This is a genomic window from Cupriavidus sp. CP313 (assembly GCF_054072015.1).
The window spans coordinates 98,517-121,975 of sequence record NZ_JBSVZB010000021.1; the positions used below are offsets into that span (position 1 = coordinate 98,517).

Annotated in this window: 22 protein-coding genes and 1 tRNA gene; 11 read left to right on the plus strand and 12 right to left on the minus strand. The window is 66.1% G+C overall.

Annotated features, from left to right (window positions below; all coding sequences use genetic code 11):
• Positions 1 to 2: 2 nt before the first annotated feature.
• The gene (locus tag ACW4E8_RS25870) at positions 3 to 1,724 is read right to left on the minus strand and encodes a proline--tRNA ligase (protein ID WP_456807128.1); all 1,722 of its coding nucleotides are present in this window, start codon (positions 1,722 to 1,724) and stop codon (positions 3 to 5) included.
• Between the two features lie 192 nt (positions 1,725 to 1,916).
• Here ACW4E8_RS25870 and ACW4E8_RS25875 point away from each other — a divergent pair, with 192 nt between their 5' ends.
• Both ACW4E8_RS25875 and ACW4E8_RS25880 read left to right on the plus strand, forming a co-directional pair.
• Positions 1,917 to 2,600 (plus strand): RNA pyrophosphohydrolase, encoded by a 684-nt coding sequence (locus ACW4E8_RS25875; RefSeq protein WP_013958052.1) that lies wholly within the window; start codon positions 1,917 to 1,919, stop codon positions 2,598 to 2,600.
• Positions 2,593 to 3,174, plus strand: coding sequence for a CNP1-like family protein (locus tag ACW4E8_RS25880; protein ID WP_456807129.1), 582 nt, complete (start codon positions 2,593 to 2,595; stop codon positions 3,172 to 3,174). The genes ACW4E8_RS25875 and ACW4E8_RS25880 overlap by 8 nt, the downstream gene beginning before the upstream one ends.
• Before the next feature lie 91 nt (positions 3,175 to 3,265).
• Here ACW4E8_RS25880 and proB read toward each other — a convergent pair whose 3' ends face one another.
• The 4 genes from proB to rplU form a co-directional block, all read right to left on the minus strand.
• Positions 3,266 to 4,384, minus strand: coding sequence for a glutamate 5-kinase (proB, locus tag ACW4E8_RS25885; RefSeq protein ID WP_456807130.1), 1,119 nt, complete (start codon positions 4,382 to 4,384; stop codon positions 3,266 to 3,268).
• A gap of 106 nt (positions 4,385 to 4,490) precedes the next feature.
• Positions 4,491 to 5,588: a GTPase ObgE gene (gene obgE, locus ACW4E8_RS25890; RefSeq protein WP_456807131.1), complete on the minus strand. Its 1,098-nt coding sequence runs from the start codon at positions 5,586 to 5,588 to the stop codon at positions 4,491 to 4,493.
• Positions 5,589 to 5,721: 133 nt separating this feature from the next.
• Complete coding sequence (gene rpmA / locus ACW4E8_RS25895) at positions 5,722 to 5,982, minus strand: 50S ribosomal protein L27 (RefSeq protein WP_010814747.1); 261 nt, start codon at positions 5,980 to 5,982, stop codon at positions 5,722 to 5,724.
• A 39-nt stretch (positions 5,983 to 6,021) separates the two neighbouring features.
• Positions 6,022 to 6,333 (minus strand): 50S ribosomal protein L21, encoded by a 312-nt coding sequence (gene rplU / locus ACW4E8_RS25900; protein ID WP_006576525.1) that lies wholly within the window; start codon positions 6,331 to 6,333, stop codon positions 6,022 to 6,024.
• Between the two features lie 530 nt (positions 6,334 to 6,863).
• Between rplU and ispB the strand changes: the two genes are divergently transcribed.
• Together ispB and ACW4E8_RS25910 are read left to right on the plus strand one after the other, a co-directional pair.
• Positions 6,864 to 7,793 carry an octaprenyl diphosphate synthase gene (gene ispB, locus ACW4E8_RS25905; RefSeq protein WP_456807175.1) on the plus strand — a complete coding sequence of 310 codons (930 nt, stop codon included), beginning with the start codon at positions 6,864 to 6,866 and terminating at the stop codon, positions 7,791 to 7,793.
• Positions 7,794 to 7,923: 130 nt separating this feature from the next.
• Positions 7,924 to 8,000, plus strand: a tRNA-Pro gene (locus ACW4E8_RS25910).
• Between the two features lie 72 nt (positions 8,001 to 8,072).
• Here ACW4E8_RS25910 and ACW4E8_RS25915 read toward each other — a convergent pair.
• Entirely contained in the window at positions 8,073 to 8,393 is a 321-nt protein-coding gene (locus tag ACW4E8_RS25915) for a helix-turn-helix domain-containing protein (protein ID WP_456807132.1), read from the minus strand.
• Positions 8,390 to 8,716 carry a type II toxin-antitoxin system RelE/ParE family toxin gene (locus tag ACW4E8_RS25920; protein WP_456807133.1) on the minus strand — a complete coding sequence of 109 codons (327 nt, stop codon included), beginning with the start codon at positions 8,714 to 8,716 and terminating at the stop codon, positions 8,390 to 8,392. The genes ACW4E8_RS25915 and ACW4E8_RS25920 overlap by 4 nt, the downstream gene beginning before the upstream one ends.
• A 329-nt stretch (positions 8,717 to 9,045) precedes the next feature.
• Between ACW4E8_RS25920 and pilB the strand changes: the two genes are divergently transcribed.
• The 6 genes from pilB (at position 9,046) to ACW4E8_RS25950 (ending at position 14,895) form a co-directional block, all read left to right on the plus strand.
• Entirely contained in the window at positions 9,046 to 10,776 is a 1,731-nt protein-coding gene (gene pilB / locus ACW4E8_RS25925; protein WP_456807134.1) for a type IV-A pilus assembly ATPase PilB, read from the plus strand.
• A gap of 65 nt (positions 10,777 to 10,841) precedes the next feature.
• Positions 10,842 to 12,113 carry a type II secretion system F family protein gene (locus tag ACW4E8_RS25930; protein WP_035826784.1) on the plus strand — a complete coding sequence of 424 codons (1,272 nt, stop codon included), beginning with the start codon at positions 10,842 to 10,844 and terminating at the stop codon, positions 12,111 to 12,113.
• Between the two features lie 3 nt (positions 12,114 to 12,116).
• The gene (locus ACW4E8_RS25935; protein ID WP_456807135.1) at positions 12,117 to 13,031 is read left to right on the plus strand and encodes a prepilin peptidase; all 915 of its coding nucleotides are present in this window, start codon (positions 12,117 to 12,119) and stop codon (positions 13,029 to 13,031) included.
• A gap of 63 nt (positions 13,032 to 13,094) precedes the next feature.
• Positions 13,095 to 13,721: a dephospho-CoA kinase gene (gene coaE / locus ACW4E8_RS25940; RefSeq protein WP_456807136.1), complete on the plus strand. Its 627-nt coding sequence runs from the start codon at positions 13,095 to 13,097 to the stop codon at positions 13,719 to 13,721.
• Positions 13,722 to 13,930: 209 nt separating this feature from the next.
• Positions 13,931 to 14,689, plus strand: a complete 759-nt coding sequence (gene zapD, locus ACW4E8_RS25945; protein WP_436222700.1) for a cell division protein ZapD — start codon at positions 13,931 to 13,933, stop codon at positions 14,687 to 14,689.
• Positions 14,690 to 14,706: 17 nt separating this feature from the next.
• Positions 14,707 to 14,895: a DNA gyrase inhibitor YacG gene (locus ACW4E8_RS25950; RefSeq protein WP_456807137.1), complete on the plus strand. Its 189-nt coding sequence runs from the start codon at positions 14,707 to 14,709 to the stop codon at positions 14,893 to 14,895.
• Positions 14,896 to 14,925: 30 nt separating this feature from the next.
• Here the strand turns inward: ACW4E8_RS25950 and ACW4E8_RS25955 are convergent, their stop codons facing one another.
• The 5 genes from ACW4E8_RS25955 to secA all read right to left on the minus strand — a co-directional run bounded on the left by ACW4E8_RS25955 (position 14,926) and on the right by secA (position 22,619).
• Positions 14,926 to 16,965, minus strand: coding sequence for an OPT family oligopeptide transporter (locus ACW4E8_RS25955; RefSeq protein WP_456807138.1), 2,040 nt, complete (start codon positions 16,963 to 16,965; stop codon positions 14,926 to 14,928).
• A gap of 56 nt (positions 16,966 to 17,021) precedes the next feature.
• On the minus strand, positions 17,022 to 17,468 hold the full coding sequence (locus ACW4E8_RS25960) for an NUDIX domain-containing protein (protein WP_456807139.1): 447 nt from the start codon (positions 17,466 to 17,468) through the stop codon (positions 17,022 to 17,024).
• On the minus strand, positions 17,465 to 18,370 hold the full coding sequence (locus ACW4E8_RS25965; protein ID WP_456807140.1) for an ATP-binding protein: 906 nt from the start codon (positions 18,368 to 18,370) through the stop codon (positions 17,465 to 17,467). The genes ACW4E8_RS25960 and ACW4E8_RS25965 overlap by 4 nt, the downstream gene beginning before the upstream one ends.
• Before the next feature lie 81 nt (positions 18,371 to 18,451).
• On the minus strand, positions 18,452 to 19,678 hold the full coding sequence (gene argJ, locus ACW4E8_RS25970) for a bifunctional glutamate N-acetyltransferase/amino-acid acetyltransferase ArgJ (RefSeq protein ID WP_456807141.1): 1,227 nt from the start codon (positions 19,676 to 19,678) through the stop codon (positions 18,452 to 18,454).
• Between the two features lie 163 nt (positions 19,679 to 19,841).
• Positions 19,842 to 22,619, minus strand: coding sequence for a preprotein translocase subunit SecA (gene secA / locus ACW4E8_RS25975; RefSeq protein WP_456807142.1), 2,778 nt, complete (start codon positions 22,617 to 22,619; stop codon positions 19,842 to 19,844).
• Between the two features lie 275 nt (positions 22,620 to 22,894).
• Here secA and ACW4E8_RS25980 point away from each other — a divergent pair, with 275 nt between their 5' ends.
• Entirely contained in the window at positions 22,895 to 23,398 is a 504-nt protein-coding gene (locus ACW4E8_RS25980) for a hypothetical protein (RefSeq protein ID WP_456807143.1), read from the plus strand.
• Positions 23,399 to 23,459 lie beyond the last annotated feature (61 nt).

Genomic DNA, 23,459 nt, shown 5'->3' on the forward strand with positions numbered 1-23,459 from the left:
GCTCAGTTCGCCAGCTGGCTGCGCACGTGGCCGACCACGTCGGCCACGCTGACGGCGGTGGCCTGCGCGTCGCGCCGGCCCTGGTACTCGACCTTGCCTTCCTTCAGGCCGCGGTCGCCCACCACCACGCGGTTCGGCACGCCGATCAGCTCCCAGTCGGCAAACATCACGCCCGGGCGCTCGCCGCGGTCGTCCAGGATGACGTCCACGCCGGCGGCCAGCAGCTCGGCATGGATGCGGTCGGCCTCGGCCTTGACGGCTTCGGAGCGGTCATAGCCCACCGGGCAGATCACCACTGCGAACGGCGCGATCGCGGCCGGCCAGATGATGCCGCGCTCATCGAAGTTCTGCTCGATCGCCGCACCCAGGATGCGGGTGACGCCGATGCCGTAGCAGCCCATCTGCATCGGCTGGGTCTTGCCGTTCTCGTCCAGGAAGGTGGCGTTCATGGACTCGGAATAGCGCGTGCCGAGCATGAACACGTGGCCCACCTCGATGCCGCGGCAGATTTCCAGCGTGCCCTGGCCGTCCGGCGAGGCGTCGCCGGCCACCACGTTGCGCAGGTCGGCCACGACCGGCTCGGGCAGGTCGCGGCCCCAGTTGACGCCGGTGTAGTGGTAGTCGCGGTAGTTGGCGCCGCAGACGAAGTCGCTCATGTTGGCGACGGTGCGGTCGGCCACCACGTTGACCGGCTTCTTCATGGCGATCGGGCCCAGGTAGCCCGGCGGCGAGCCGAAGGCGTCGACGATCTCGTTCTCGGTGGCAAAGCGGAAGTCGGCCAGGCCCGGCACCTTGGACGCCTTGACCTCGTTCAGTTCATGGTCGCCGCGGATCAGCAGCAGCCAGATCTCGGCGCCGGCCTCGGTGTCCTTGGCCAGCACGATCGACTTGACGGTGCGCTGCAGCGGGATGTTCAGGAATTCGGCCACTTGCTCGCACTTGGCCTTTTCCGGGGTGAAGGTCTTGACCAGGTCTTCCGTGGGCGCGGCACGCTCGGCCAGCAGGGGCAGCGCCTCGGCGGCCTCCATGTTGGCGGCGTAATCCGAGGTCGGGCAGTAGACGATGGCGTCTTCGCCGGTGTCGGCGATCACATGGAACTCATGCGAGCCAGAACCGCCGATGGCGCCGTTGTCGGCCGCCACGGCGCGGAATTCCAGGCCAAAGCGGCGGAAGATGCGCACGTAGGCGTCGTACATGTTCTGGTACGACTTGCGCAGGCCGTCCGTGTCGCGGTCGAAGGAATAGGCATCCTTCATGGTGAACTCGCGCCCGCGCATGATGCCGAAGCGCGGCCGGCGCTCGTCGCGGAACTTGGTCTGGATCTGGTAGAAATTGACCGGCAGCTGCTTGTAGCTGCGGATTTCCGAGCGGGCGATGTCGGTCACCACCTCTTCCGAGGTCGGCTGGACCGCGAAGTCGCGCTCATGGCGGTCCTTCAGGCGCAGCAGCTCGGGGCCCATCTTGTCCCAGCGGCCGGTTTCCTGCCACAGCTCGGCCGGCTGGATCACCGGCATGGACAGCTCCACCGCGCCGGCGCGGTTCATTTCCTCGCGGACGATGTTCTCCACCTTGCGGATCACGCGCAGCCCGATCGGCATGTAGTTATAGATGCCGGCGCCCAGCTTCTTGATCATGCCGGCGCGCATCATCAGCTTGTGCGAAACGATTTCCGCGTCGGCGGGCGCTTCCTTGAGGGTGGAAATGAAGAATTGCGAGGCTTTCATCCGTAATTTCTCTCTGGGCCGCCGGGTTCGGAAAAATCCGTCCCGGCAAAATCCGGGGGCCGGCGGCACTGAATTGTGTGCACGCGCCTGAAACTGCCCTTCCGCTCGGGGAAAACCAGCATCCCCCGGTCCGGGCCCGGCTGCGCGCTTCCTTTATAATCAGCGTAATTCTAAAGGATTCGAGGTGCAGTCATGCTCGATCGTGAAGGCTTTCGCCCGAACGTCGGCATCATCCTCCTCAACGCACGAAACGAGGTTTTCTGGGGCAAGCGAATCGGCGAACACTCCTGGCAGTTCCCGCAAGGTGGCATCAAGTACGGCGAAACGCCTGAACAGGCCATGTACCGCGAACTGCATGAGGAAATCGGCCTGCTTCCGGAGCACGTCAGGATCGTCGGTCGCACGCGCGACTGGCTGCGTTACGAGGTGCCGGACAAGTTCATCCGCCGCGAGATCCGCGGCCACTACAAGGGCCAGAAACAAATCTGGTTCCTGCTGCGCATGGCCGGCAGGGACTGTGATATCCATCTGCGTGCCACCGAGCACCCTGAGTTCGACGCCTGGCGTTGGAGTCATTACTGGGTGCCGCTGGAGGCGGTGATCGAGTTCAAGCGCGATGTCTACCAGTTGGCGCTGACGGAGTTGTCACGCTTCCTGAACCGGCACGCGCGTGTGCCGCTGAGTCCCTATGGCACACACGGGACGCACGGCCCCCACGGCATGCATGGCCGACACGGCGGACCGCGCAGCCAGGCGCTCAGCCGCGCCCAGCAGGCGCAGCAGGCCGACGCCGACTGCAATGCCGAGGCCGAGCACGCGACCGAGCACGATTCACCGGCAACGCCGGTTTCCACCTCACGGAGCACTGATGACTAGTTTCACCGGCCTGGGCCGCCGCGGCGGCCTGACCGCTGCCGGAATGCTGATTGCCGCGGCCAGCCTTGCGCTGGCCGGCTGCAAGACCACCGGCAAGGAGATGGCGGAGGAAGAAAGCACCTGGCTCAACCCGTTCGCGCCCAAGACCTTTGAAGAGGCCAAGGCCATGCTGCCGGCACCGCCGCAGGACGCCAACCTGATCCCGTTCTCGGTGGCGGGCACCGGCTCGCTGTCGTTCGCGGTGGACGCCAAGTCGGTCTCGGTCGGCAAGGACAACGTGGTGCGCTACACGGTCGTCACCTCCAGCCAGAGCGGCGCGCGCAACGTGACCTTCGAAGGCCTGCGCTGCGATGCGTTCGAGCGCAAGCTCTACGCCACGCTGCCCAAGGGCGCGACGGAATGGGTGCCCAACAGCAGCGACTACGGCGAGACCTGGCACCGCATGGAGACTGGCGTGCGCAATGCCTACGCCGCCACGCTGGCGATCGATTTCTTCTGCGAGGGCCGTACCGTCGCCGGCACCGCCGACGCCATGGTGCGCGACCTGCAATCACGCGCGCCGCGCAAGCGCTGAAGCGCGCTGCATCCTGAAGCTAAAACGGCGGGGCTGCCAGGCAGTCCCGCCGTTTTCTTTTGCGCCTGGCTTCTCGGCCGGGCTCGCTGCGTCAGACCAGCACCAGGTTGTCGCGATGGATCAGTTCGGGCTCGTTCAGGTGCCCCAGCACGGACTCGATCTCGGACGAGGGCTTGCGCGCGATCAGCCGCGCCTCGGCGCTGGAATAGTTGGTGATGCCGCGCGCCACCTCCTTGCCCTGCGCGTCGACGCACGCGATCACCTCGCCACGGGCGAACTCGCCCTGCACTTCCGTCACGCCGATCGGCAGCAGCGACTTGCCGCCGCTGGTGAGCTTCTCGACCGCGCCGTTGTCGATCACGACCCGGCCGCGCAGTTGCAGGTGGTCGGCCATCCATTGCTTGCGCGCCGTGAGCCGCCCGGTCGGCGCCAGCAGCTGGGTGCCGATGGCCTCGCCCGCAGCCAGGCGCTCCAGCACGTGAGCCTCGCGCCCGGAGGCGATGGTGGTGTGGGCGCCGGACTTGGCCGCGCGCTTGGCCGCCAGGATCTTGGTCAGCATGCCGCCGCGCCCGATCGACGTGCCGGCGCCGCCGGCCATCGCTTCCAGCTCGGGGGTGCCGGCCAGGGCCTCGTCCACGAACTGCGCGGCCGGGTCCTTGCGCGGATCGGCGGTGTACAGGCCGCGCTGGTCGGTCAGGATCACCAGCGCATCGCCTTCAATCAGGTTGGTCACCAGCGCGCCCAGCGTGTCGTTGTCGCCGAACTTGATTTCGTCGGTGACCACGGTGTCGTTCTCGTTGATGATCGGCACCACGCCCAGGGACAGCAGCGTGAGCAGGGTCGAGCGGGCGTTGAGGTAGCGTTCGCGGTCGGCCAGGTCGGCGTGGGTCAGCAGCACCTGCGCGGTGCGGATGCCGTAGCGGCCGAACTGGCTTTCATAGACCTGCGCCAGGCCCATCTGGCCGACGGCGGCGGCGGCCTGCAGCTCATGGATTTCCTTCGGGCGGCGCACCCAGCCCAGGCGCTGCATGCCTTCGGCGATGGCGCCGGAGCTGACCAGCACCACTTCCTTGCCGGCCACGCGCAGCTTGGCGATCTGGGCCGCCCAGCGGGCGATGGCGTCGTGATCCAGCCCCTTGCCGTCGTTGGTGACCAGGCTGGAGCCGACTTTGACGACGATGCGCTTTGCCTGCGCGATGACCGATTGCATGACGGGAATCCTGTCTTTAGGAACTCGTTTTACACCGGGGCCTGCGCCGCCCCATTGCGTTCCCCTCTCCCGCAAGCGAGCGAGGGGAGCAGACCATTGGCCCTTGTTATGCCTCGCCCTGCCCCTGGTCGACGTTGTGCAGCCGCTCGTCCAGGCGGATGTCCGGCTCGGCCAGCGCCGCGGCCTCTGCGGCCTTGATCGCCAGCAGGTGGTCCTTGATCGCGTAGATCAGCTCACGGCAGCCTTCGCCGGTCAGCGCCGAAATCTGGAACACCGGGCCCTTCCACTTGTAGCGCTTGAGGAAGTCCTTCACGCGGGTGGCGCGTTCTTCCTCGGGGACCACGTCGAGCTTGTTCAGCACCAGCCAGCGCGGCTTGTCGTACAGGGTGTCGTCGTACTTCTTCAGTTCGTTGACGATGGCCTTGGCCTCGGCCACCGGGTCGACTGCCTCGTCGAACGGTGCCAGGTCGACGATATGCAGCAGCAGGCCGGTGCGCTGCAGGTGACGCAGGAACTGGTGACCCAGGCCCGCGCCTTCGGCGGCGCCTTCGATCAGGCCGGGAATGTCGGCGACCACGAACGATTGCTCATGGTCCACGCGCACCACGCCCAGGTTCGGGTGCAGCGTGGTGAACGGATAGTCCGCCACCTTCGGGCGCGCGTTGGAGATATGCGAGATAAATGTCGACTTGCCGGCGTTGGGCATGCCCAGCAGGCCGACGTCGGCCAGCACCTTGAGCTCGAGCTTGAGCATGCGGCGCTCGCCCGGCTTGCCGTCCACCTGCTGGCGCGGCGCGCGGTTGGTACTGGACTTGAAATGCAGGTTGCCCCAGCCGCCCATGCCGCCTTCGGCCAGGCACACGCGCTGGCCGTGCTCGGTCAGGTCGGCGATGACTTCGCCGGTGTCCATATCGGTGATCAGCGTGCCCACCGGCATGCGCAGCGTGATGTCCTCACCCGCCGCACCATAGCAGTCGGAGCCGCGGCCGTTCTCGCCGTTGCGGGCCACGTGCTTCCTGGCGTAGCGGAAGTCGATCAGCGTATTGATATTGCGGTCCGCCACGGCGAACACGCTGCCGCCGCGGCCGCCATCGCCACCATCCGGGCCGCCGAAGGGCACAAACTTCTCGCGCCGGAACGAGGCGCTGCCATTGCCGCCGTTGCCGGCGATGGCTTCGATTCGGGCTTCGTCTATGAACTTCATGATGATGGGTTTCCGTGATGGATCGGCGGATCAGCGGCTAAAAGCCACCAACCGAGCTGGCGAACTGACATTGTCGCCAGAAAAGAAAAGGCCCCGCAAGCGTTGCGGGGCCTTCATCCTGCAAAGGCTGTTATCAGGCCGCCGGAACGACGCTGACTTGCTGCTTCTTGGCAGGGCCCTTGACGGCGAACTGCACGTGGCCGTCCACCAGGGCAAACAGCGTGTGGTCCTTGCCCACGCCGACGTTGTCGCCGGCATGCACGCGGGTACCGCGTTGGCGGATGATGATGCCGCCGGCGTTGATGGCCTGGCCACCAAACACCTTCACGCCCAGACGCTTCGATTCGGAATCACGGCCGTTCCGCGTGGAACCGCCGCCTTTTTTCTGTGCCATGTCTTACTCCTGTCGCTTTACCTGGTTACGCTCGATCGATCAGGCAACGATCGCTTCGATGCGCAGTTCGGTGTAATTCTGACGATGGCCCTGACGCTTCTGGTAGTGCTTGCGACGGCGCATCTTGAAGATCTTCACTTTGTCGTGACGACCTTGGGAGATAACGGTAGCTTTGACGGAAGCCCCGCTAACCAGCGGCGTACCAAACTTGATTTGGTCGCCGGCGCCCACTGCGAGCACCTGGTCGAGCGTGATTTCTGCGCCAATGTCTGCCGGTATCTGTTCTACTTTAAGTTTTTCGCCAGCAGCAACCTTGTATTGCTTGCCGCCGGTTTTTACGACCGCGTACATTGTCGAACCTCTCGGATGTGAATAAAACGCCGTATGCCGGCACTGGCGCACCCTGCGCGGCCGGTCAACTGCACGGCCTGGCGCTTGGATGGGCTCAATGCGGCCCGGTTATTTCCCGCCGGCCAGAACCCGCAAAGCGAGCGTAACCACCGGAGGAAACCGGGAATTGTAAACGAGATCCGGGAAAAGCGCAAAGAAAACAGGCACATAGCCTGTGTGCGGCGGCATCGCCACAATGGAACCGCGCCCTGGCTCAGGTCAGGTCGGCGAGCAGGAATCCCGCCAGTGCCGCAAACGCCACCCAAAGGGCGGTGCGGCGCAGGTGGCGGCGAGGAACGGACTTGTTCATGGCTGCATTATAGATGCGCGCCTTGCGAACACCCTGAGCGCATACCCTGAGCGCGAATCTTTAGAAGCGCGCCATACGTAGAACGCCACGCGCATCGCATATAATCGTCCGGTTTTGCGTAACGGTGATCATCTTGTCCCAGCCTTCCGCCACTGCCTTGCTTGCCCCGGTCGCTGCAGACATGCGCGCGGTCGATGCTGTTATCCGTCAGCGGCTGTCTTCTGAAGTCCCCCTGATCGAGCAGATCGGCGAATACATCATCGGTGCCGGCGGCAAGCGCCTGCGCCCGGTGATCCTGCTGCTGACTGCGCGCGCGATGGGCTACGACGGCAATCGCCACCATGAGCTGGCCGCCGTCGTGGAGTTCATCCACACCGCCACCCTGCTGCACGACGACGTGGTCGACGAGTCCGAGCTGCGGCGCGGGCGCGATACCGCCAATGCCGTGTTCGGCAACGCCGCCAGCGTGCTGGTGGGCGACTTCCTCTATTCGCGCGCGTTCCAGATGATGGTCGATGCCGGCAGCATGCGCATCATGGAGATCCTGTCCAACGCGACCAACGTGATCGCCGAGGGCGAGGTCCTGCAGCTGCTGAACATGCACGACCCCGACGTCACCGTCGAGCGCTACCTGCAGGTGATCCGCTACAAGACCGCCAAGCTGTTCGAGGCCGCGGCCCAGCTCGGCGCCGTGCTGGCCGGCGCCGACGCCCAGATGGAAGAAGCCGCGGCAGAGTATGGCCGCCGCATCGGCACCGCGTTCCAGCTGATCGACGACATGCTCGACTACACCGCCAGCGCGGAGCAGATGGGCAAGAATGCCGGCGACGATCTGCGCGAAGGCAAACCCACCCTGCCGCTGCTGCACCTGCTCGAGCACGGCACCGCCGAGCAACGCCAGCTGGCGCGCGACGCCATCGTCCAGGGCGGGACCGAGCACTTCGACGCCGTGTTCGCGGCCATCCACGCCAGCGGCGCGCTGGACGTCACCTTCGAAGCCGCACGGCGCGAGGCTGAAGCCGCCGAACAAGCGGCACGGCAGTTCCCGCCGTCAGCACTGAAGGAAACCCTGATCCAGCTCTGCGCGTTTTCATTGCAACGTCAGTCCTGACGCAACTGCGGGGAAGGCCGCGGAAGCGGGCTGAACGGCGATTTTCCTCGCCCTCTTCCATTCCCCAAAAAACACTGCTAAACTTACTTTCTTTGCTGCTGACGGTCAAACGTTTGCCAGCAAACCAAATCGGGGTGTAGCTTAGCCTGGTAGAGCGCTACGTTCGGGACGTAGAGGCCGGAGGTTCGAATCCTCTCACCCCGACCAGATTTAAAGGGCCGAATCAACGTCAGTTGGTTCGGCCTTTTGTCTTTCTGCCCCCTCCCGCTCTCCGGCAACTCATCCCTTGATCGCCTTGCGCTGACGCTTGAATGACTTCAGGTCGGCCGCGGAAAACAGCTGGCTACGCCCCACTTCCGCATGGGGCGCCAGCTTGCCGTCGCGCACCAGCCGCCGGAAGGTGGCAATTGAAACTTCGAGGTATTCGGCCGCCTCCGCGGCGGTGAAGTCTGCTTCAGCGAGGTGGCCAAAGACTTCCTCGTGCGAGAAGTTCTCGTCCTTGAAAGCCTGCTCGCCCACCAGCGTGAAGAACTTGACGCGCTCCTGCGCGGGCATCTTGCTGACGGCCTTCATCAGGTCTTCTGCGGTCATGATGGTCATCCCTTTCTCTCTGCCCTCAGGTACTGCTTGAGCTCGTCGTAGAAGTTCTCATGCGAGCCCACCTTGTAAAAGTCGATCCACAGTAATTCGAGATCCACGCCTGCTGCCTGCTTCCCGGGTCGCGGCGGCCGGTAGGCGATCAGGTATTCCTGCCGGTTGAACTTGAATTTGTGGACCCGGATCCCGGCCAGATCGCCAACCTTGGCTTCCCCAACGCCAGGATCTGCGCAAACCACCTCCACTTCATCCTCGATCGCCAGTTGCAACGGCTTGTGTGCCTTCTTGACGAACTGCACGAAGGGCTTCTTGTAAATTGGCTTCATGCAATTTTATACACGCATCTTTGATTCTATATCAGATCAAAATGACGTGGCGTCTTCCGTTGTGAAAAGGCCAATGGAAACATGGGCGGGGACAGGGATTCCTCTCAAAAGGACACCACCCCGCGCGCAAGGAAGCTGCCTGAAACGCCCCTTCTTCCCCGCGCAAGTAGGGTTGCGCCCGTGTCGCGCAAACGCCAACACCGCGCCCGCCTCGGCTTTACAAAAAGTGACCCCGGCGGCAAACTGCCCCGATCCGGGGACGTGGGTCCGTCCGCCCCCGCCTGCGTGGCATCCGCCACAGCCTAACCGCACCGCACAGCGCACCTGCCATGACACTCGGTCTTGCCCTGGCCCAGAGCCGGCGTATCGCGCCCGCCCTGCTTGCTCAGCTGGAGCAGGCCGCGCGTGAAAAGCAGTCGCAGCTGATCGACGAGATCGTCGGCAGCGGCACCATGAGCGCGCACGACCTGGCGCTGTTTGCCGCGGACAAGTACCAGCTGCCGCTGCTGGACCTGGCCCAGTACAACCTGACCAAGGTGCCGCCGGCGCTGGCCGGCAACCGTGAATTCCACGCGCACCGGCTGCTGCCGCTGGGCCGGCGCGAGAACCGGCTGGTGCTGGCGATGTCCGACCCGTCCAACCAGGCCGGGCTGGATGCGATCAAGGAAAAGTACAAGCTGCCGGTCGAAGCGGTGGTGGTCGAGCACGACAAGCTGATGAAGCACGTGCGCTCCGCCGGCGAGGCCCTGGGCACGCTGAAGAACATCTCGCCGGTGCAGGCCGAGCGCAAGATGATCGAATACGATCCGGTGGCCGCGGCCGGCAACCAGCGCAACCGCACCACCGCCGACAATATCGACGACGCCCCGGTGGTGCGCTTCCTGCAGAAGCTGCTGACCGAGGCCTTCCATCGCGGCGCGTCCGACCTGCACTTCGAACCGTTCGAGACCTTCTACCGCATCCGCTTCCGCGTGGACGGGGTGCTGCAGGAGGTTGCACGCCCGCCGCTGGATATCCGCGACAAGGTCGCCACCCGCATCAAGGTGCTGTCGCGCCTGGATATTTCTGAAAAGCGCGTGCCGCAGGACGGCCGCATGAAGCTGCTGATTGCCCTGCCCAAGGACAAGGACGCCAAGGAGACGGTCGAGCGGGCAGTGGATTTCCGCGTGTCGACGCTGCCGACGCTGTTCGGCGAGAAGATCGTGATGCGGATCCTGGAATCTTCGTCCGACAAGCTCGACATCGACCAGCTCGGCTATGAGCCCGAGCAGAAGGCGCTGCTGCTGGACGTGATCAAGCGCCCCTATGGCATGGTGCTGGTGACCGGCCCCACCGGCAGCGGCAAGACGGTGTCGCTGTACACCTTCCTGAACCTGCTGAACCAGGGCGACATCAATATCTCCACCGCGGAAGACCCGGCCGAAATCCAGCTGCCCGGCATCAACCAGGTCAACGTCAACGACAAGGCGGGCCTGACCTTTGCCGCGGCCCTGCGTTCGTTCCTGCGGCAGGATCCGGACATCATCATGGTCGGCGAAATCCGCGACCTGGAAACCGCCGACATCTCGATCAAGGCCGCGCAGACCGGCCACCTGGTGTTGTCGACGCTGCACACCAACGATGCGCCGACCACGCTGACGCGGTTGATGAACATGGGCGTGGCGGCCTTCAATATTGCGTCGAGCGTGCTGATGATCACCGCGCAGCGGCTGGCGCGGCGGCTGTGCACCTGCAAGCGCGAGGGCGAGGGCGAGATCCCGCGCGAGGCGCTGCTGGAGGCGGGCTTCCGCGAACAAGACCTGGACGGCAGCTGGCAGCCCTACCACCCGGTTGGCTGCGAGCGCTGCAATGGCACCGGCTACAAGGGCCGCTGCGGCATCTACCAGGTCATGCCGATCACAGAGGCCATACAGGAGATCATCCTGACGCATGGCACGGCACTGCAGATCGCCGAACAGGCGCGCAAGGACGGCGTGCTATCGTTGCGCGAAGCGGGGCTGCTGAAGGTGAAGCAGGGCGTCACGTCACTCGAAGAAGTGCTGGCGACTACGAATACTTAGGGAAGCAGGACACAACGTAAATACAAGACGCAGAACAAGCGTCATTTACATCGGGGGTCAATATCATGGCGACGCGTGCACCAGCGGCGGGCGCCCGGACGGCGGCACCGTCACGGGCGAAATCAGGGAAGGGGCGCAAGGCACCCACCCAGTACATCTTTGAGTGGGAAGGCAAGGACCGCAAGGGCAAGACCTTCACCGGCGAGCTGCGCGCCGAGAACCAGGCGGAGGTCACCGCCACGCTGCGCAAGCAGGGCCTGACCATCGTCAAGCTGAAGAAGCGCAAGGCCGCGCGCGGGCGCAAGATCACCGAGAAGGACATCGCCTACTTCACCCGGCAGCTGTCGACCATGCTCAAGGCCGGCATTCCGCTGCTGCAGTCGATCGACATCATCGCGCGCGGGCACGTGAACCCCAACTTCACCCAGCTGCTGTCCGACATCCGCTTCGACATCGAGGCCGGCAGCAGCATGGCCGCGGCATTCCGGCGCCATCCGAAGTACTTCGATACGCTGTACTGCAACCTGATCGATGCCGGCGAACAGGGCGGTATCCTGGACTCACTGCTGGAGCGCCTGTCGCTCTACATGGAAAAGACGATCGCGCTGAAAGGCCAGATCAAGTCGGCGATGATCTACCCGATCGCGGTGCTGACGGTGGCCTTTGCCGTGACCGTGATCCTGATGCTGTTCGTGATCCCGGCGTTCAAGGGCGTGTTCTCCAGCTTCGGCGCCAACCTGCCGGCGCCGACGCTGATGGTGATCGCCATCTCGGACTTCTTTGTCCAGTACTGGTACCTGGTGATCGGGGTGCCGGTGGCCGGCATCTCCTTCTACCTGCGCGCGCTGAAGAAATCGGAGAAGGTGCAGCGCGTCACCGACCGCGCGCTGCTGAAGCTGCCGATCTTCGGCAGCCTGTTCCGCAAGGCCGTGATCGCGCGCTGGACCCGCACGCTGGCCACCATGTTCGCCGCCGGCACGCCGCTGGTGGAGTCGATGGAGTCCGTGGCCGGCGCGGCCGGCAACTGGGTCTACTATGACGCCACGCGCGAGATCGAGCAATCGGTGCGCATCGGCACCAGCCTGACCAACGCGATGCAGGCCACCCATGTGTTCGACAACATGGTGCTGCAGATGACGCAGATCGGTGAGGAGTCCGGCGCGCTGGACAACATGCTGCTGAAGGTGGCCGAATTCTACGAGCGCGAGGTCGACGATGCCGTGGCCGCGATCTCCAGCCTGATCGAGCCGCTGATCATCGTGGTGCTGGGTGTGCTGATCGGCGGCATGGTGGTGGCGATGTACCTGCCGATCTTCAAGCTGGGACAGGTGGTGTAAGCGATGCTGTCTGCGTGGTCTGCTTCTCCCTACCCTTCGTCGACCTCCACCGGTAGCGCGCCGCTGGTGGAGGCACTGGCGGCGCTGCCGCCCTCCTTTTTGGTGGCGGCCGCGGCGCTGCTCGGGCTGGTGGTCGGCAGCTTCCTCAACGTGGTCATCCACCGGATGCCGCGCATGATGGAGCGCGACGAGGCCAACTATATCGCCGAGCTGCGCGGCGACCCGCTGCCCTACCCCGGCCGCTACAACCTGATGGTGCCGCGCTCGGCCTGCCCGCATTGCGGCCACGCGATTGCACCGTGGGAGAACGTGCCGGTGCTGAGCTACCTGTTCCTGCGCGGGCGCTGCTCGGCATGCAAGGCGCCGATCAGTGTGCGCTATCCGCTGGTCGAGCTGGTCTGTGGCGTGCTGAGCGCGCTGGTGGCGTGGCGCTTCGGCCCTGGCGGACAGGCCCTGGCCGCGCTGGTGCTGGTGTGGGCGCTGCTGGCGCTGACCATGATCGATGCCGATACGCAACTGCTGCCGGACCAGATCACCCTGCCGCTGCTGTGGCTGGGCCTGCTCCTGAACCTGGGCGGCGTGTTCGTGGCACTGCCCGACGCCGTGATCGGCGCGGCAGTCGGCTACCTGGTGCTGTGGAGCGCCTACTGGCTGTTCCGGCTCGTGCGCGGCAAGGAGGGCATGGGCTTTGGCGACTTCAAGCTGATGGCGGCGCTGGGCGCCTGGTTCGGCTGGCAGGCGCTGCCGGCGCTGGTGCTGCTGTCGTCGGTGGTCGGCGTGCTGTTCGGGCTGGCCAATATTGCGCTGCGCCGCCAGGAACGCGACACGCCCTTCCCGTTCGGGCCCTTCATCGCGCTGGCCGGCGTGGTGGTGCTGCTGTTCGGCCCCGGCGTGGTGCCGCTGTTTGCATGGCCATGACGGTGTCCGACGATATCCGCTGAAGCTGGTATCGTTGCGGCAACATCGTCAACAGAACCTCACATGCTGGAAATCGGACTGACCGGCGGCATCGGCAGCGGCAAGACCCGCGTGGCCGACATGTTTGCCGCGCGCGGTGCCGCGATCATCGACACCGACCTGCTCGCGCACGAGATCACCGCCCCGGGCGGGCGCGCCATCCCGGCGCTGGTCGAGGCCTTCGGCCCGGCCTGCCTGCGCCCCGACGGCGCCATGGACCGCGACGCGATGCGCGCACTGGTGTTTGCCGACCCTGCAGCCAAGGCGCGGCTTGAAGCCATCACCCACCCGCTGATCCGTGCGCTGACCACCGAGCGCGCCCACGCGATCCGCGATGCCGGCGAGCATCCCTATCTGATCTACGTGGTGCCGCTGCTGGTGGAATCGGGCTCATGGCGCGAGCGCGTGGGCCGCGTGCTGGTGGTGGACTGCACCGAGACCACCCAGGTGGCGCGCGTGATGTCGCGCAACGGCTTCAGCCGCGAGCAGGTGCAGGCCATCATGGCAAAACAGGCCACCCGCGCCGCGCGCCTGGCATGTGCCGACGACGTCATCGACAACGACGGCCCGGTGGAGGCACTGGCGAACCAGGTCGACCGGCTCGACCGCTACTATCGTGAACTGTCGGCGGCGACCAGGGTCCATCCATAACGCGCAACCCGGCGCGCCAGCGCATTGCATCATGCACGCGACATTGTCCTCGGCCCTTGTCTCGCATAGAATGCGCTGGAATATGCGGGGAAATCACCGCATACTGCCGGTAACCGCCTGCCATATATCGCCCCTTCCGGCATTTCCCGGGCCTCATTCTGCACCGGGCCGCTCCTGAAAGCGCCCGACGCCCTGCACGGACATTGCACTTGATTCTGTACGAATACCCTTTCAACGAACGCATCAGGACACTCCTGCGCCTGGAGGACCTGTTCGATCGGCTGGAATACTTTCTCGGCCAGGATCATGCCCACCAGCACCATGTCGCGCTGACCACGCTGTTCGAGATCATCGACGTGGCCGGCCGTGCCGACCTCAAGACCGACCTGATCAAGGAACTGGAACGCCAGCGCCAGGCACTGGCGCCGCTGCGCGCCAGCCCGCAGATCGACCAGGAGGCGCTGGACGCCATCATCGGCGAGATCGAGCAAGGCATCGCCATGCTCAACCAGACCGTGGGCAAGGCCGGCCAGCTGCTGGCCGACAACGAGTGGCTGACCAGCATCCGCAGCCGCGCGATCATCCCCGGCGGCACCTGCGAGTTCGACCTGCCGGCCTACTATGCCTGGCAGCACCGCCCCGCCGAAGACCGCCGCGCCGATATCCTGAAGTGGGTACGTCCGCTGCTGTCGCTGCGCATGGGCACCACCATCGTGCTGCGCCTGCTGCGCGAAGCCGGCCAGAGCGGCAAGGTGATCGCCACCGGCGGCAGCTACCAGCAGATGCTGTCCGGACGCAGCTACCAGCTGATGCAGGTCTGGCTGGATGATTCGCTGCTGGCCTTCATCCCCGAGATGAGCGCCAACAAGTACATGCTGTGGGTGCGATTCACGCAGCAGGACGGCGACCTGCGTCCGCGCTCGGTCGATGCGGATATCCCGTTCCTGCTGAAACTCTGCAATTTCTGAAGCCTGCGCTGAACGCTATGCCTGCTGTCGTCAAATGCCCCACCTGCGGCACCGAGGTGGCCTGGGTGCCCGAGAACAAATTCCGCCCCTTCTGTTCCGAGCGCTGCAAGCAGATTGATCTCGGCGCCTGGGCGTCCGAGAAATACGTGATCGGCGGCAAGCCGGGCGAGACCTCCGCCGACCAGCCTGAAGACGAGGACGACTGAAGCGCCCTCGCCTTCAACGCCCCCCGTGGTTTAGTGCGCCGCCGCCAGCACGCGGCGGTAGAAACCCACGCACACCAGTGCGAACACCGCCAGGCCCAGCCACTGCGCGGTTGCTTCAAACCCGGCCCCGACCAGCGCCAGCGGCGCATCCTTGCCCGACAGGCCGATCACCGCGGCCAGCATCACGCCGACCAGGCTTTCCCCAACGATCAGGCCCGAGGCCAGCAGCGTGCCGCGCCGCTCGGCATGTTCCAGCGCCAGCTTGACGTCGTCGCCGCGCGCGGTGGCGCGGCGGCGTTCGCTGCGCAGCAGGAGCCACGACAGCACCGCGCCCATCACCAGCGCCGAGCTGATGGTCGGCGGCAGGTAGATGCCGATGCCCACTGCCAGCACCGGCAGCCGCGCCGCGCCGCGGCGGCGGCGCAGCACCTCGTCGATGGCGATCAGCACCACGCCCAGACCGATGCCGATCAGGATCATGGCCCAGTTGAGCTGGTGGGTGAAGATGCCGGTGGCGATCGCGGTCATCAGCGTCGCCTGCGGCGCGGCCAGGGCCTGGTTGGGGTCCATGCCGGCACGCGGCAGCGCGCCCGCAAAACCATAGGCGCTGTAGAGCAGCTCCAGCACGGGCGGGATCACCGCCGCGCCGACCACGCAGCCGATCAGCAGCGCCACCTGCTGGCGCCACGGCGTGGCGCCGACCAGCCAGCCGGTCTTCAGGTCCTGCAGGTTGTCATTGGCGATGGACGCGACCGCCACCACCGCCGAGGTGGTGAAGATCGCCAGCGCAATCGCGAACTTGCTGCCCTCGGGCGTGGCCAGCAGCCCGTCGGCCTTGCCCGCCAGCAGGATCAGCAGCGACACCAGGACCACCGCGATGATGCCGATGCCCGAGATCGGGCTGGCCGACGAGCCCACCAGCCCCGCCATATAGCCGCACGCCGCCGCCACCAGGAAGCCGAAGATAAACGCGAACACCACCGCGTAGATCACCAGGCGCCAGCGCGCGCCGCCATCGAGCGGCGCCGGCGCGAGGAACCAGGCGAACACCGTCACCAGCACCGCCAGCAGCCCCAGCATCACCAGCCCGATCCACTTGGCCGGCATGTCCTGCTGCGTGCGCGGCATCTTGCCCTGCCCCGCCGGCCCGCCCTGCAGCGCGCCGAAAGAGGCACGGATGCCGTACAGCATCGGCCCGGCCAGCGACAGCAGCGTCCAGATCGCGGCGATGCCGATGGTGCCGGCGCCGATAAAGCGCGCCTGCTGGCTCCACACCATGGTGCCGAAGGCCGACAGCGTGGCACCGTCCGGGCGCGGCGTGATGGCCGTCAGCCACGGCACCGCAACGCCCCAGGTCAGCACCAGCCCGAGCAGCATGGCCAGCCCGCCGACGATGCCGACCAGGTAGCCCGCGCCCACCAGCGCCAGCGAGAAGCCCATCGACAGCCGCACCACCGAGACCCCGGCAGACAGCCAGAAGTTGGCGCCCTCGGCCAGCAGGCGCAGCCCGCCGGCGGCAAAGCTGAACAGCCCCGCCACCAGGCCGCCGGCCATCAGGTCGGCCAGGCCGGTCGCCTGGGGCTTCTGGCCCGGCGCGGCCTGGTCCGGCACGGCGCTGCCCACGCGCAGGATTTCCGCCGCGGCCACGCCCTCCGGGTAGGGCAGCTCGCTCTGCACCACCATCGCGTGGCGCAGCGGGATGCTGAACACCACGCCCAGCATGCCGCCGGCCGCGCAGATCGCCAGCGTCTGCCAGAATGGGAAGCCCTGCCAGTGGCCCAGCATCACCAGGCCCGGCAGGATAAAGATGATCGACGACAGGGTGCCCGCGGCCGAGGCCTGCGTCTGCACCATGTTGTTTTCCAGGATGTTGGCGCCGGGGAAGAGCCGCAACACGGCCATCGAGATCACGGCCGCCGGGATCGCCGACGAGAAGGTCAGGCCGACCTTCAGGCCCAGGTAGATGTTGGAGGCGGTGAACACGACCGTGATCAGCGCACCGAGGATGATGCCGCGCAGGGTCAGTTCAGGCAGGGAAACGTCGTCGGCGATACGATCGACACGTAGCATGCAGTTCCTTTCCTTGGACTGCGGCGCAGGAGCGGGCGCCGCGGGCAATGGCAAGGTCAGCTGTCGCGTGCTTCCTCGGCCAGCCATTCCACCACCGGGATGGTGGCGGGCAGCAGCGGCCCGACTGTCACGGGCGTCTGCTGCCAGGAGAAGGCCTGGCCTTCGCGGCCGACGGGATCGCCCCGCCAGGCCGTGACCTTGCAGAAGTACAGCCGCACATAGGCGTGCGGGTAGTCATGTTCAAGGATGTGCCAGCGCTCGCATTGCGTTACATCAAGGCCCAGCTCTTCATGGAGTTCTCTGGCCAGTGCTGCCTCCACCGACTCACCGGGCTCCAGCTTGCCGCCGGGGAATTCCCAGTAGCCCTCGTAGGGCTTGCCGGCCGGGCGCTGCGCCAGCAGGAAGCGTCCGTCGTGCTGCACCAGCACGCCCACGGCGACCTCGGTGACCTTGCGCGGAGGATTGCCGGCCGTGTCTGCGGGGCTTTGCATGGACGCGCTCATGCCTTGGCGTCGCCGTCCACGTCGGCGATATAAGGCTTGCCATGCTTGCCGCCCCAGTCGCGCGCAAATTGCCACGCCACGCGGCCCGAGCGCGAGCCGCGCTCCAGCGCCCACACCAGCGCGTCGCCGCGCGCCGCGGCAATGTCTTCGTCGGTGCAGCCAAAGTGCCTGAGCCAGTGGCCGACGATGGCCAGGTACTCGTCCTGCTTGGGCGGGTAGAAAGACAGCCACAGCCCGAAGCGCTCGGACAGCGAGATCTTCTCTTCCACCACTTCGCCGGGATGGATCTCGCCGTCGTCGGTGTGGCGGTAGGTTTCGTTGTCCTTCATGTACTCCGGCAGCAGGTGCCGGCGGTTGGAGGTGGCGTAGATCAGCACGTTGTCCGACTGCGCCGCCACCGAGCCGTCCAGCGCCGACTTGAGCGACTTGTAGCCCGACTCGCCCTCTTCGAACGACAAGTCGTCGCAGAAGATCACGAAGCGCTCGGAACGCTGCGCAACCAGTTCGACGATATCGCCGAGGTCGCCCAGGTCATCCTTGTCCACCTCAACCAGCCGCAGCCCGTCCCTGACGAAGGCATTGAGGCAGGCCTTGATCAGCGACGACTTGCCGGTGCCGCGCGCGCCGGTCAGCAGCACGTTGTTGGCCGGCAGCTGGTTCACGAACTGGCGCGTGTTGGCGACGATGGCGTCCTTCTGGCGCTCGATATTCTTCAGGTCGTCCAGGTGGATCGGCGGCAGCTGGCGCACCGGCTGCAGGTAGCCGATATTGCCGAACAGGCTCTGCCGCTTGCGCCAGCGGAACGCCACGGCCTCCTGCCAGTCGGCGTCGCTCAGTTGCGGCGGCAGCCATTGTTCGAGTCGGGCGAGGAAGTTGTCGAGGCGGGCGGCAAGGTCAGACATGGCAGGGGCGCGCTAGGGGCGCGGTATCGGCTGGCAGGGAAATCGATGTCCTTCCCGCGTACACGGGAAGGACGGAAAGGCTCAGGAGCGGTAGTCGGCGTTGATCGACACGTAGTCGTGCGACAGGTCGCAGGTCCAGACCGTCGCTTCGGCCTTGCCGCGGCCGAGCGCGATGCGCACGGTGATCTCGGCCTGCTTCATCACGCGCTGGCCGTCTTCTTCGCGGTAGTCGGGGTTGCGGCCGCCGTCGCGGGCCACCCAGACATCGTCCAGCCACAGGTTGACGCGGCCGACGTCGAGGTCGTTCACGCCGGCGTAGCCCACCGCGGCCAGGATGCGGCCCAGGTTGGGGTCCGACGCATAGAACGCGGTCTTGACCAGCGGCGAGTGCGCCACCGCATAGGCGATCTGGCGGCACTCGGCCACGTCCTTGCCGCCTTCGACGCGGATGGTCATCAGCTTGGTGGCGCCCTCGCCGTCGCGCACGATCATCTGCGCCAGCTCTTGCGCCAGCGCGGTCACCGCGTCGCGCAGCGCCTCGAAGGCCGGGCCTTCGGCGCGGTCGACCACGGCGCCGGACTTGCCCGTGGCGATCAGCACGAACGAGTCGTTGGTCGAGGTATCGCCGTCGATGGTGATGCTGTTGAACGAGTGGTCGGCGGCGTAGGAGACCAGCGCCTGCAGCACCGGCTGGGCCACGGCGGCGTCCATGGCGATAAAGCCGAGCATGGTCGCCATGTTCGGGCGGATCATGCCGGCGCCCTTGCTGATACCCGACAGCGTCACGGTCTTGCCGTCGATCTGCACCGTGCGCGACGCGGCCTTGGGCTGCGTGTCGGTGGTCATGATGGCTTCGGCGGCGGCCAGCCAGTTGTCCGGCTTCGCGTTGGCGATGGCGGCGGGCAGGCCGGCCACCAGGCGATCCACCGGCAGCGGCTCCAGGATCACGCCGGTCGAGAACGGCAGCACCTGCTCGGGGGCGATGCCCAGTTGCGCGGCCAGCGCGTCGCAGGTGGCGTGGGCATTGGCCAGGCCCGGCTCGCCGGTGCCGGCGTTGGCATTGCCGGTGTTGACCACCAGCGCGCGGATGCCCTTGCCAGCGGCAAGGTGCTCACGGCAGACCTGCACCGGCGCGGCGCAGAAGCGGTTGCTGGTGAAGACGCCGGCCACGGTGCTGCCTTCGGCCACGCGCACCACCAGCACGTCCTTGCGGTTGGCCTTGCGGATGCCCGCCTCGGCCCAGCCCAGCTCCACGCCGGCGACGGATTTCAGGTTCTCTGCCTGGGGCAGCGGAAGATTGACGGGCATGTGGACTCCTCTTTCCTGCTTGCGTTATCTGCTTGCGGCTTCTGCTCGCAACTTGCTTGTCATCAGACGAACATGCCCGCGGAGGGCGGGCATGTCGTTTCCTTTCGCGTCACTCCCCACACAGCGGGAACGACGTCATGCCGGGTACCCGGCCGGGCTCAGTTCAGCTGAGCCTGCCGTGGCACTGCTTGAACTTCTTGCCCGAGCCGCACGGGCACGGATCGTTGCGGCCGACCTTGGGCATGCCCGCCAGCGCCAGCTCGGCGGCGGCCATGGCCGCACCGGTGCGCGGCGACGGCGCTTCCTCGACCGGCTCGCGCCCTTCGGCGAACTCGTCGTGCTTGTACTGCACGTTCTCCAGGTGCGACAGGCCTTCCTCGATCTCTTCCGAAGCCTGCTCCAGTTCTTCCGGCGACTGGATCTGCACGTTGAAGGTCACGCGCGTGACTTCGCTCTTGATCAGGTCCAGCAAACGCGCGAACAGCTCGAACGACTCGCGCTTGTATTCCTGCTTGGGATCCTTCTGCGCATAGCCGCGCAGGTGGATGCCCTGGCGCAGGTGGTCCAGCGCGGCCAGGTGCTCGCGCCAGTGCGTGTCGATGCTCTGCAGCATGACCGAGCGCTCGAAGCCGGCGAACGACTCGCGGCCGACCATCGCGACCTTGCTGTCGTAGCGCTCCGCGGCCGCCTTCATGATCAGGTTGAGCAGCTCTTCGTCCTCGATGCTCTGCGCGCCCTCGATGGTCTGCGCCAGCGGCACTTCCAGGCCCCAGTCCTCGCGCAGGCGCGTTTCCAGGCCGGCGATGTTCCACTGCTCTTCCATGGTGTCGGCCGGCACGTGGTCGCGGAACAGCTCAACCAGCACGCTCTCGCGCAGGTTGGTCACCATGTCGCCGACATCCTGGGCTTCCAGCACGTCGTTGCGCAGCTTGTAGATTTCCTTGCGCTGGTCGTTGGCGACGTCGTCGTACTGCAGCAGCTGCTTGCGGATATCGAAGTTGCGGCCTTCGACCTTGCGCTGCGCCGACTCGATCGAGCGCGTGACGATGCCGGCCTCGATCGGCTCGCCCTCGGGCATCTTCAGGCGTTCCATGATGGCGCGCACGCGGTCGCCGGCGAAGATGCGCAGCAGCTGGTCGTCCAGCGACAGGTAGAAGCGCGACGAACCCGGGTCGCCCTGGCGGCCGGCACGGCCGCGCAACTGGTTGTCGATACGGCGCGACTCATGGCGCTCGGTGCCGACGATATGCAGGCCGCCGGCGGTCTTGACCTGCTCGTGCAGCGAATGCCACTCATCCTCGAGCTGCTTGATGCGCGCGGCCTTCTCGGCGTCAGGCAGGTTCGGATCCGCCTCGATAAAGCCGGATTGCTTCTCCACATTGCCGCCCAGCACGATGTCGGTACCGCGACCGGCCATGTTGGTGGCAATGGTGATCATCTTGGGGCGGCCGGCCTGGGCCACGATCTCGGCTTCGCGTGCGTGCTGCTTGGCGTTGAGCACCTGGTGCGGCAGTTGTTCGCGATCAAGCAGGCCCGACAGGTATTCCGAGGTCTCGATCGAGGTGGTGCCCACCAGCACCGGCTGGCCACGCTCGTAGCAGTCGCGGATATCGCGCACCACGGCGTCGTAGCGTTCCGTGCCGGTCTTGTAGATCTGGTCCTGCTGGTCCTTGCGCTGGGCCGGGCGGTTGGTCGGGATCACCACCACTTCCAGGCCGTAGATCTCCTGGAACTCATACGCTTCGGTGTCAGCCGTGCCGGTCATGCCGGCCAGCTTGTTGTACATGCGGAAGTAGTTCTGGAAGGTGATCGTCGCCAGCGTCTGGTTCTCTTGCTGGACGGTGACGCCTTCCTTGGCTTCCACGGCCTGGTGCAGGCCATCGGACCAGCGGCGGCCGGTCATCAGGCGGCCGGTGAACTCGTCGACGATCACGACTTCGTCGTTCTGCACCACGTAGTGCTGGTCGCGATGGAACAGGCTGTGCGCGCGCAGGGCGGCGTACAGGTGGTGCATCAGCGTGATGTTCTGCGGCGCGTAGAGCGACTCGCCCTCGCTGATCAGGCCCTGCTGCGACAGAATCTCTTCGGCCTTCTCGTGGCCGGCTTCGGTCAGGTAGACCTGGTGGCCCTTCTCGTCGACGTAGTAGTCGCCCGGCTTCTCGACGCCGGTGCCATCGGCCTTTTCCTCGCCGATCTGGCGCTCGAGCAGCTTGGGGATGCCGTTCATGCGCTGGTACAGGTCGGTCTGGTTCTCGGCCTGGCCGGAGATGATCAGCGGGGTGCGGGCCTCGTCGATCAGGATCGAGTCCACTTCATCGACGATGGCGTAGTTGAGCGGGCGCTGCACGCGCTGCGACGGGTCGTAGACCATGTTGTCGCGCAGGTAGTCGAAGCCGAACTCGTTGTTGGTGCCGTAGGTGATGTCCGAGTTGTACGCCGCCTGCTTGGCATCGTGCGGCATCTGCGACAGGTTCACGCCCACCGACAGGCCCAGGAAGTTGTACAGCCGGCCCATCCACTCGGCATCGCGCTGCGCCAGGTAGTCGTTGACGGTCACCACGTGCACGCCCTGGCCGGTGATGGCATTGAGGTACACGGCCAGCGTCGCGGTCAGCGTCTTGCCTTCGCCGGTGCGCATTTCGGCGATCTTGTTGTCGTTCAGCACCATGCCGCCGATCAGCTGCACGTCGAAGTGGCGCATCTTCATGACACGCTTGCTGGCCTCGCGGCAGACGGCGAAGGCCTCGGGCAGCAGCGCCTCGAGCGATTCGCCGCCGGCGTGGCGCTGCCGGAAGGTCTCCGTCATGCCGCGCAGTTCGTCGTCCGAGAGCTGCTCGAACTTCGGCTCCAGCGCATTGATCTGCGCCACCGTGCGGAGATATTGTTTGATCAGCCGCTCATTGCGGCTGCCGAAGACTTTCTTGAGAAGGCCCGTGATCATCGATTGCTTTCACCTGCGCGGAACCGGGCCGGCATCCCCAGAGAAGGCGGGCTGCTCCGGCGGCCGGGCGCGGTAATGGATAGATTGGCGCAAAACGCCGAGTTTATCATGTGCCGGGGTCACGACCGGCAGGCACCGGACCGCGTTGCACATGGCCCGCCGCACCCGCGTGAATATTGTCCCCGGGGCTTGCCAGCCGCAGTTTGGGGTGGTTGCGCCAGCTTCAATCCGGACATGGCCGGCGTGCACCCGCCGGCCCTTGCTAGAATGGATGCATGCGCCGCTTCACCCACCACGCCCTGAAAACCCCCGCCGCCAAGCCGCTCAACGACTGGCTGGCCAAGGCCGGCCCGGTTTCGACGCTGATGCAGACCGCGCGCCAGCTGTCGGTGCTTGAGGCCGAGGTGCTGGCGCTGCTGCCCGCCGGCATGCGCGACGGCTTGGCCGTGGCCGGCGTCAAGCGTGACGCCAGCGACCCGAACGCCCAGGTGCTGCTGTTGCTGGCCGCGCACGGCGCCGCCGCTGCCCGCGTGCGCCAGGTGGTGCCGACGCTGCTGGCACGGCTGCAACAGCGCGGCTCGCACATCACCGCGATCCGGGTGCGGGTGCAGCCAGAGGTGTCGCGCCACGCGGACTGGGAAGTGGAGCCCGTGCAACGCCAGCGCACCGGCGGCCGCATGACGCCCACGGGACTCGCCAACCTCGACCAGCTGGCGCGCAGCCTGCCGGACTCGCCGCTGCGCGACGCGCTCAATACCCTGCTCGCCCATCACCGCTAGCCCGGTGCCGAACACGAAAAAGCCGACCCGAGGGTCGGCTCTTTTTGCGCCAGTTCGCCAG

Coding starts and splice junctions, on each gene's coding strand:
- ACW4E8_RS25870 (WP_456807128.1), bottom strand. CDS start 1,724: ATGAAAGCCTCGCAATTCTTCATTTCCACCCTCAAGGAAGCGCCCGCC.
- ACW4E8_RS25875 (WP_013958052.1), top strand. CDS start 1,917: ATGCTCGATCGTGAAGGCTTTCGCCCGAACGTCGGCATCATCCTCCTC.
- ACW4E8_RS25880 (WP_456807129.1), top strand. CDS start 2,593: ATGACTAGTTTCACCGGCCTGGGCCGCCGCGGCGGCCTGACCGCTGCC.
- proB (WP_456807130.1), bottom strand. CDS start 4,384: ATGCAATCGGTCATCGCGCAGGCAAAGCGCATCGTCGTCAAAGTCGGC.
- obgE (WP_456807131.1), bottom strand. CDS start 5,588: ATGAAGTTCATAGACGAAGCCCGAATCGAAGCCATCGCCGGCAACGGC.
- rpmA (WP_010814747.1), bottom strand. CDS start 5,982: ATGGCACAGAAAAAAGGCGGCGGTTCCACGCGGAACGGCCGTGATTCC.
- rplU (WP_006576525.1), bottom strand. CDS start 6,333: ATGTACGCGGTCGTAAAAACCGGCGGCAAGCAATACAAGGTTGCTGCT.
- ispB (WP_456807175.1), top strand. CDS start 6,864: ATGCGCGCGGTCGATGCTGTTATCCGTCAGCGGCTGTCTTCTGAAGTC.
- ACW4E8_RS25915 (WP_456807132.1), bottom strand. CDS start 8,393: ATGACCATCATGACCGCAGAAGACCTGATGAAGGCCGTCAGCAAGATG.
- ACW4E8_RS25920 (WP_456807133.1), bottom strand. CDS start 8,716: ATGAAGCCAATTTACAAGAAGCCCTTCGTGCAGTTCGTCAAGAAGGCA.
- pilB (WP_456807134.1), top strand. CDS start 9,046: ATGACACTCGGTCTTGCCCTGGCCCAGAGCCGGCGTATCGCGCCCGCC.
- ACW4E8_RS25930 (WP_035826784.1), top strand. CDS start 10,842: ATGGCGACGCGTGCACCAGCGGCGGGCGCCCGGACGGCGGCACCGTCA.
- ACW4E8_RS25935 (WP_456807135.1), top strand. CDS start 12,117: ATGCTGTCTGCGTGGTCTGCTTCTCCCTACCCTTCGTCGACCTCCACC.
- coaE (WP_456807136.1), top strand. CDS start 13,095: ATGCTGGAAATCGGACTGACCGGCGGCATCGGCAGCGGCAAGACCCGC.
- ACW4E8_RS25950 (WP_456807137.1), top strand. CDS start 14,707: ATGCCTGCTGTCGTCAAATGCCCCACCTGCGGCACCGAGGTGGCCTGG.
- ACW4E8_RS25955 (WP_456807138.1), bottom strand. CDS start 16,965: ATGCTACGTGTCGATCGTATCGCCGACGACGTTTCCCTGCCTGAACTG.
- ACW4E8_RS25960 (WP_456807139.1), bottom strand. CDS start 17,468: ATGAGCGCGTCCATGCAAAGCCCCGCAGACACGGCCGGCAATCCTCCG.
- ACW4E8_RS25965 (WP_456807140.1), bottom strand. CDS start 18,370: ATGTCTGACCTTGCCGCCCGCCTCGACAACTTCCTCGCCCGACTCGAA.
- argJ (WP_456807141.1), bottom strand. CDS start 19,678: ATGCCCGTCAATCTTCCGCTGCCCCAGGCAGAGAACCTGAAATCCGTC.
- secA (WP_456807142.1), bottom strand. CDS start 22,619: ATGATCACGGGCCTTCTCAAGAAAGTCTTCGGCAGCCGCAATGAGCGG.
- ACW4E8_RS25980 (WP_456807143.1), top strand. CDS start 22,895: ATGCGCCGCTTCACCCACCACGCCCTGAAAACCCCCGCCGCCAAGCCG.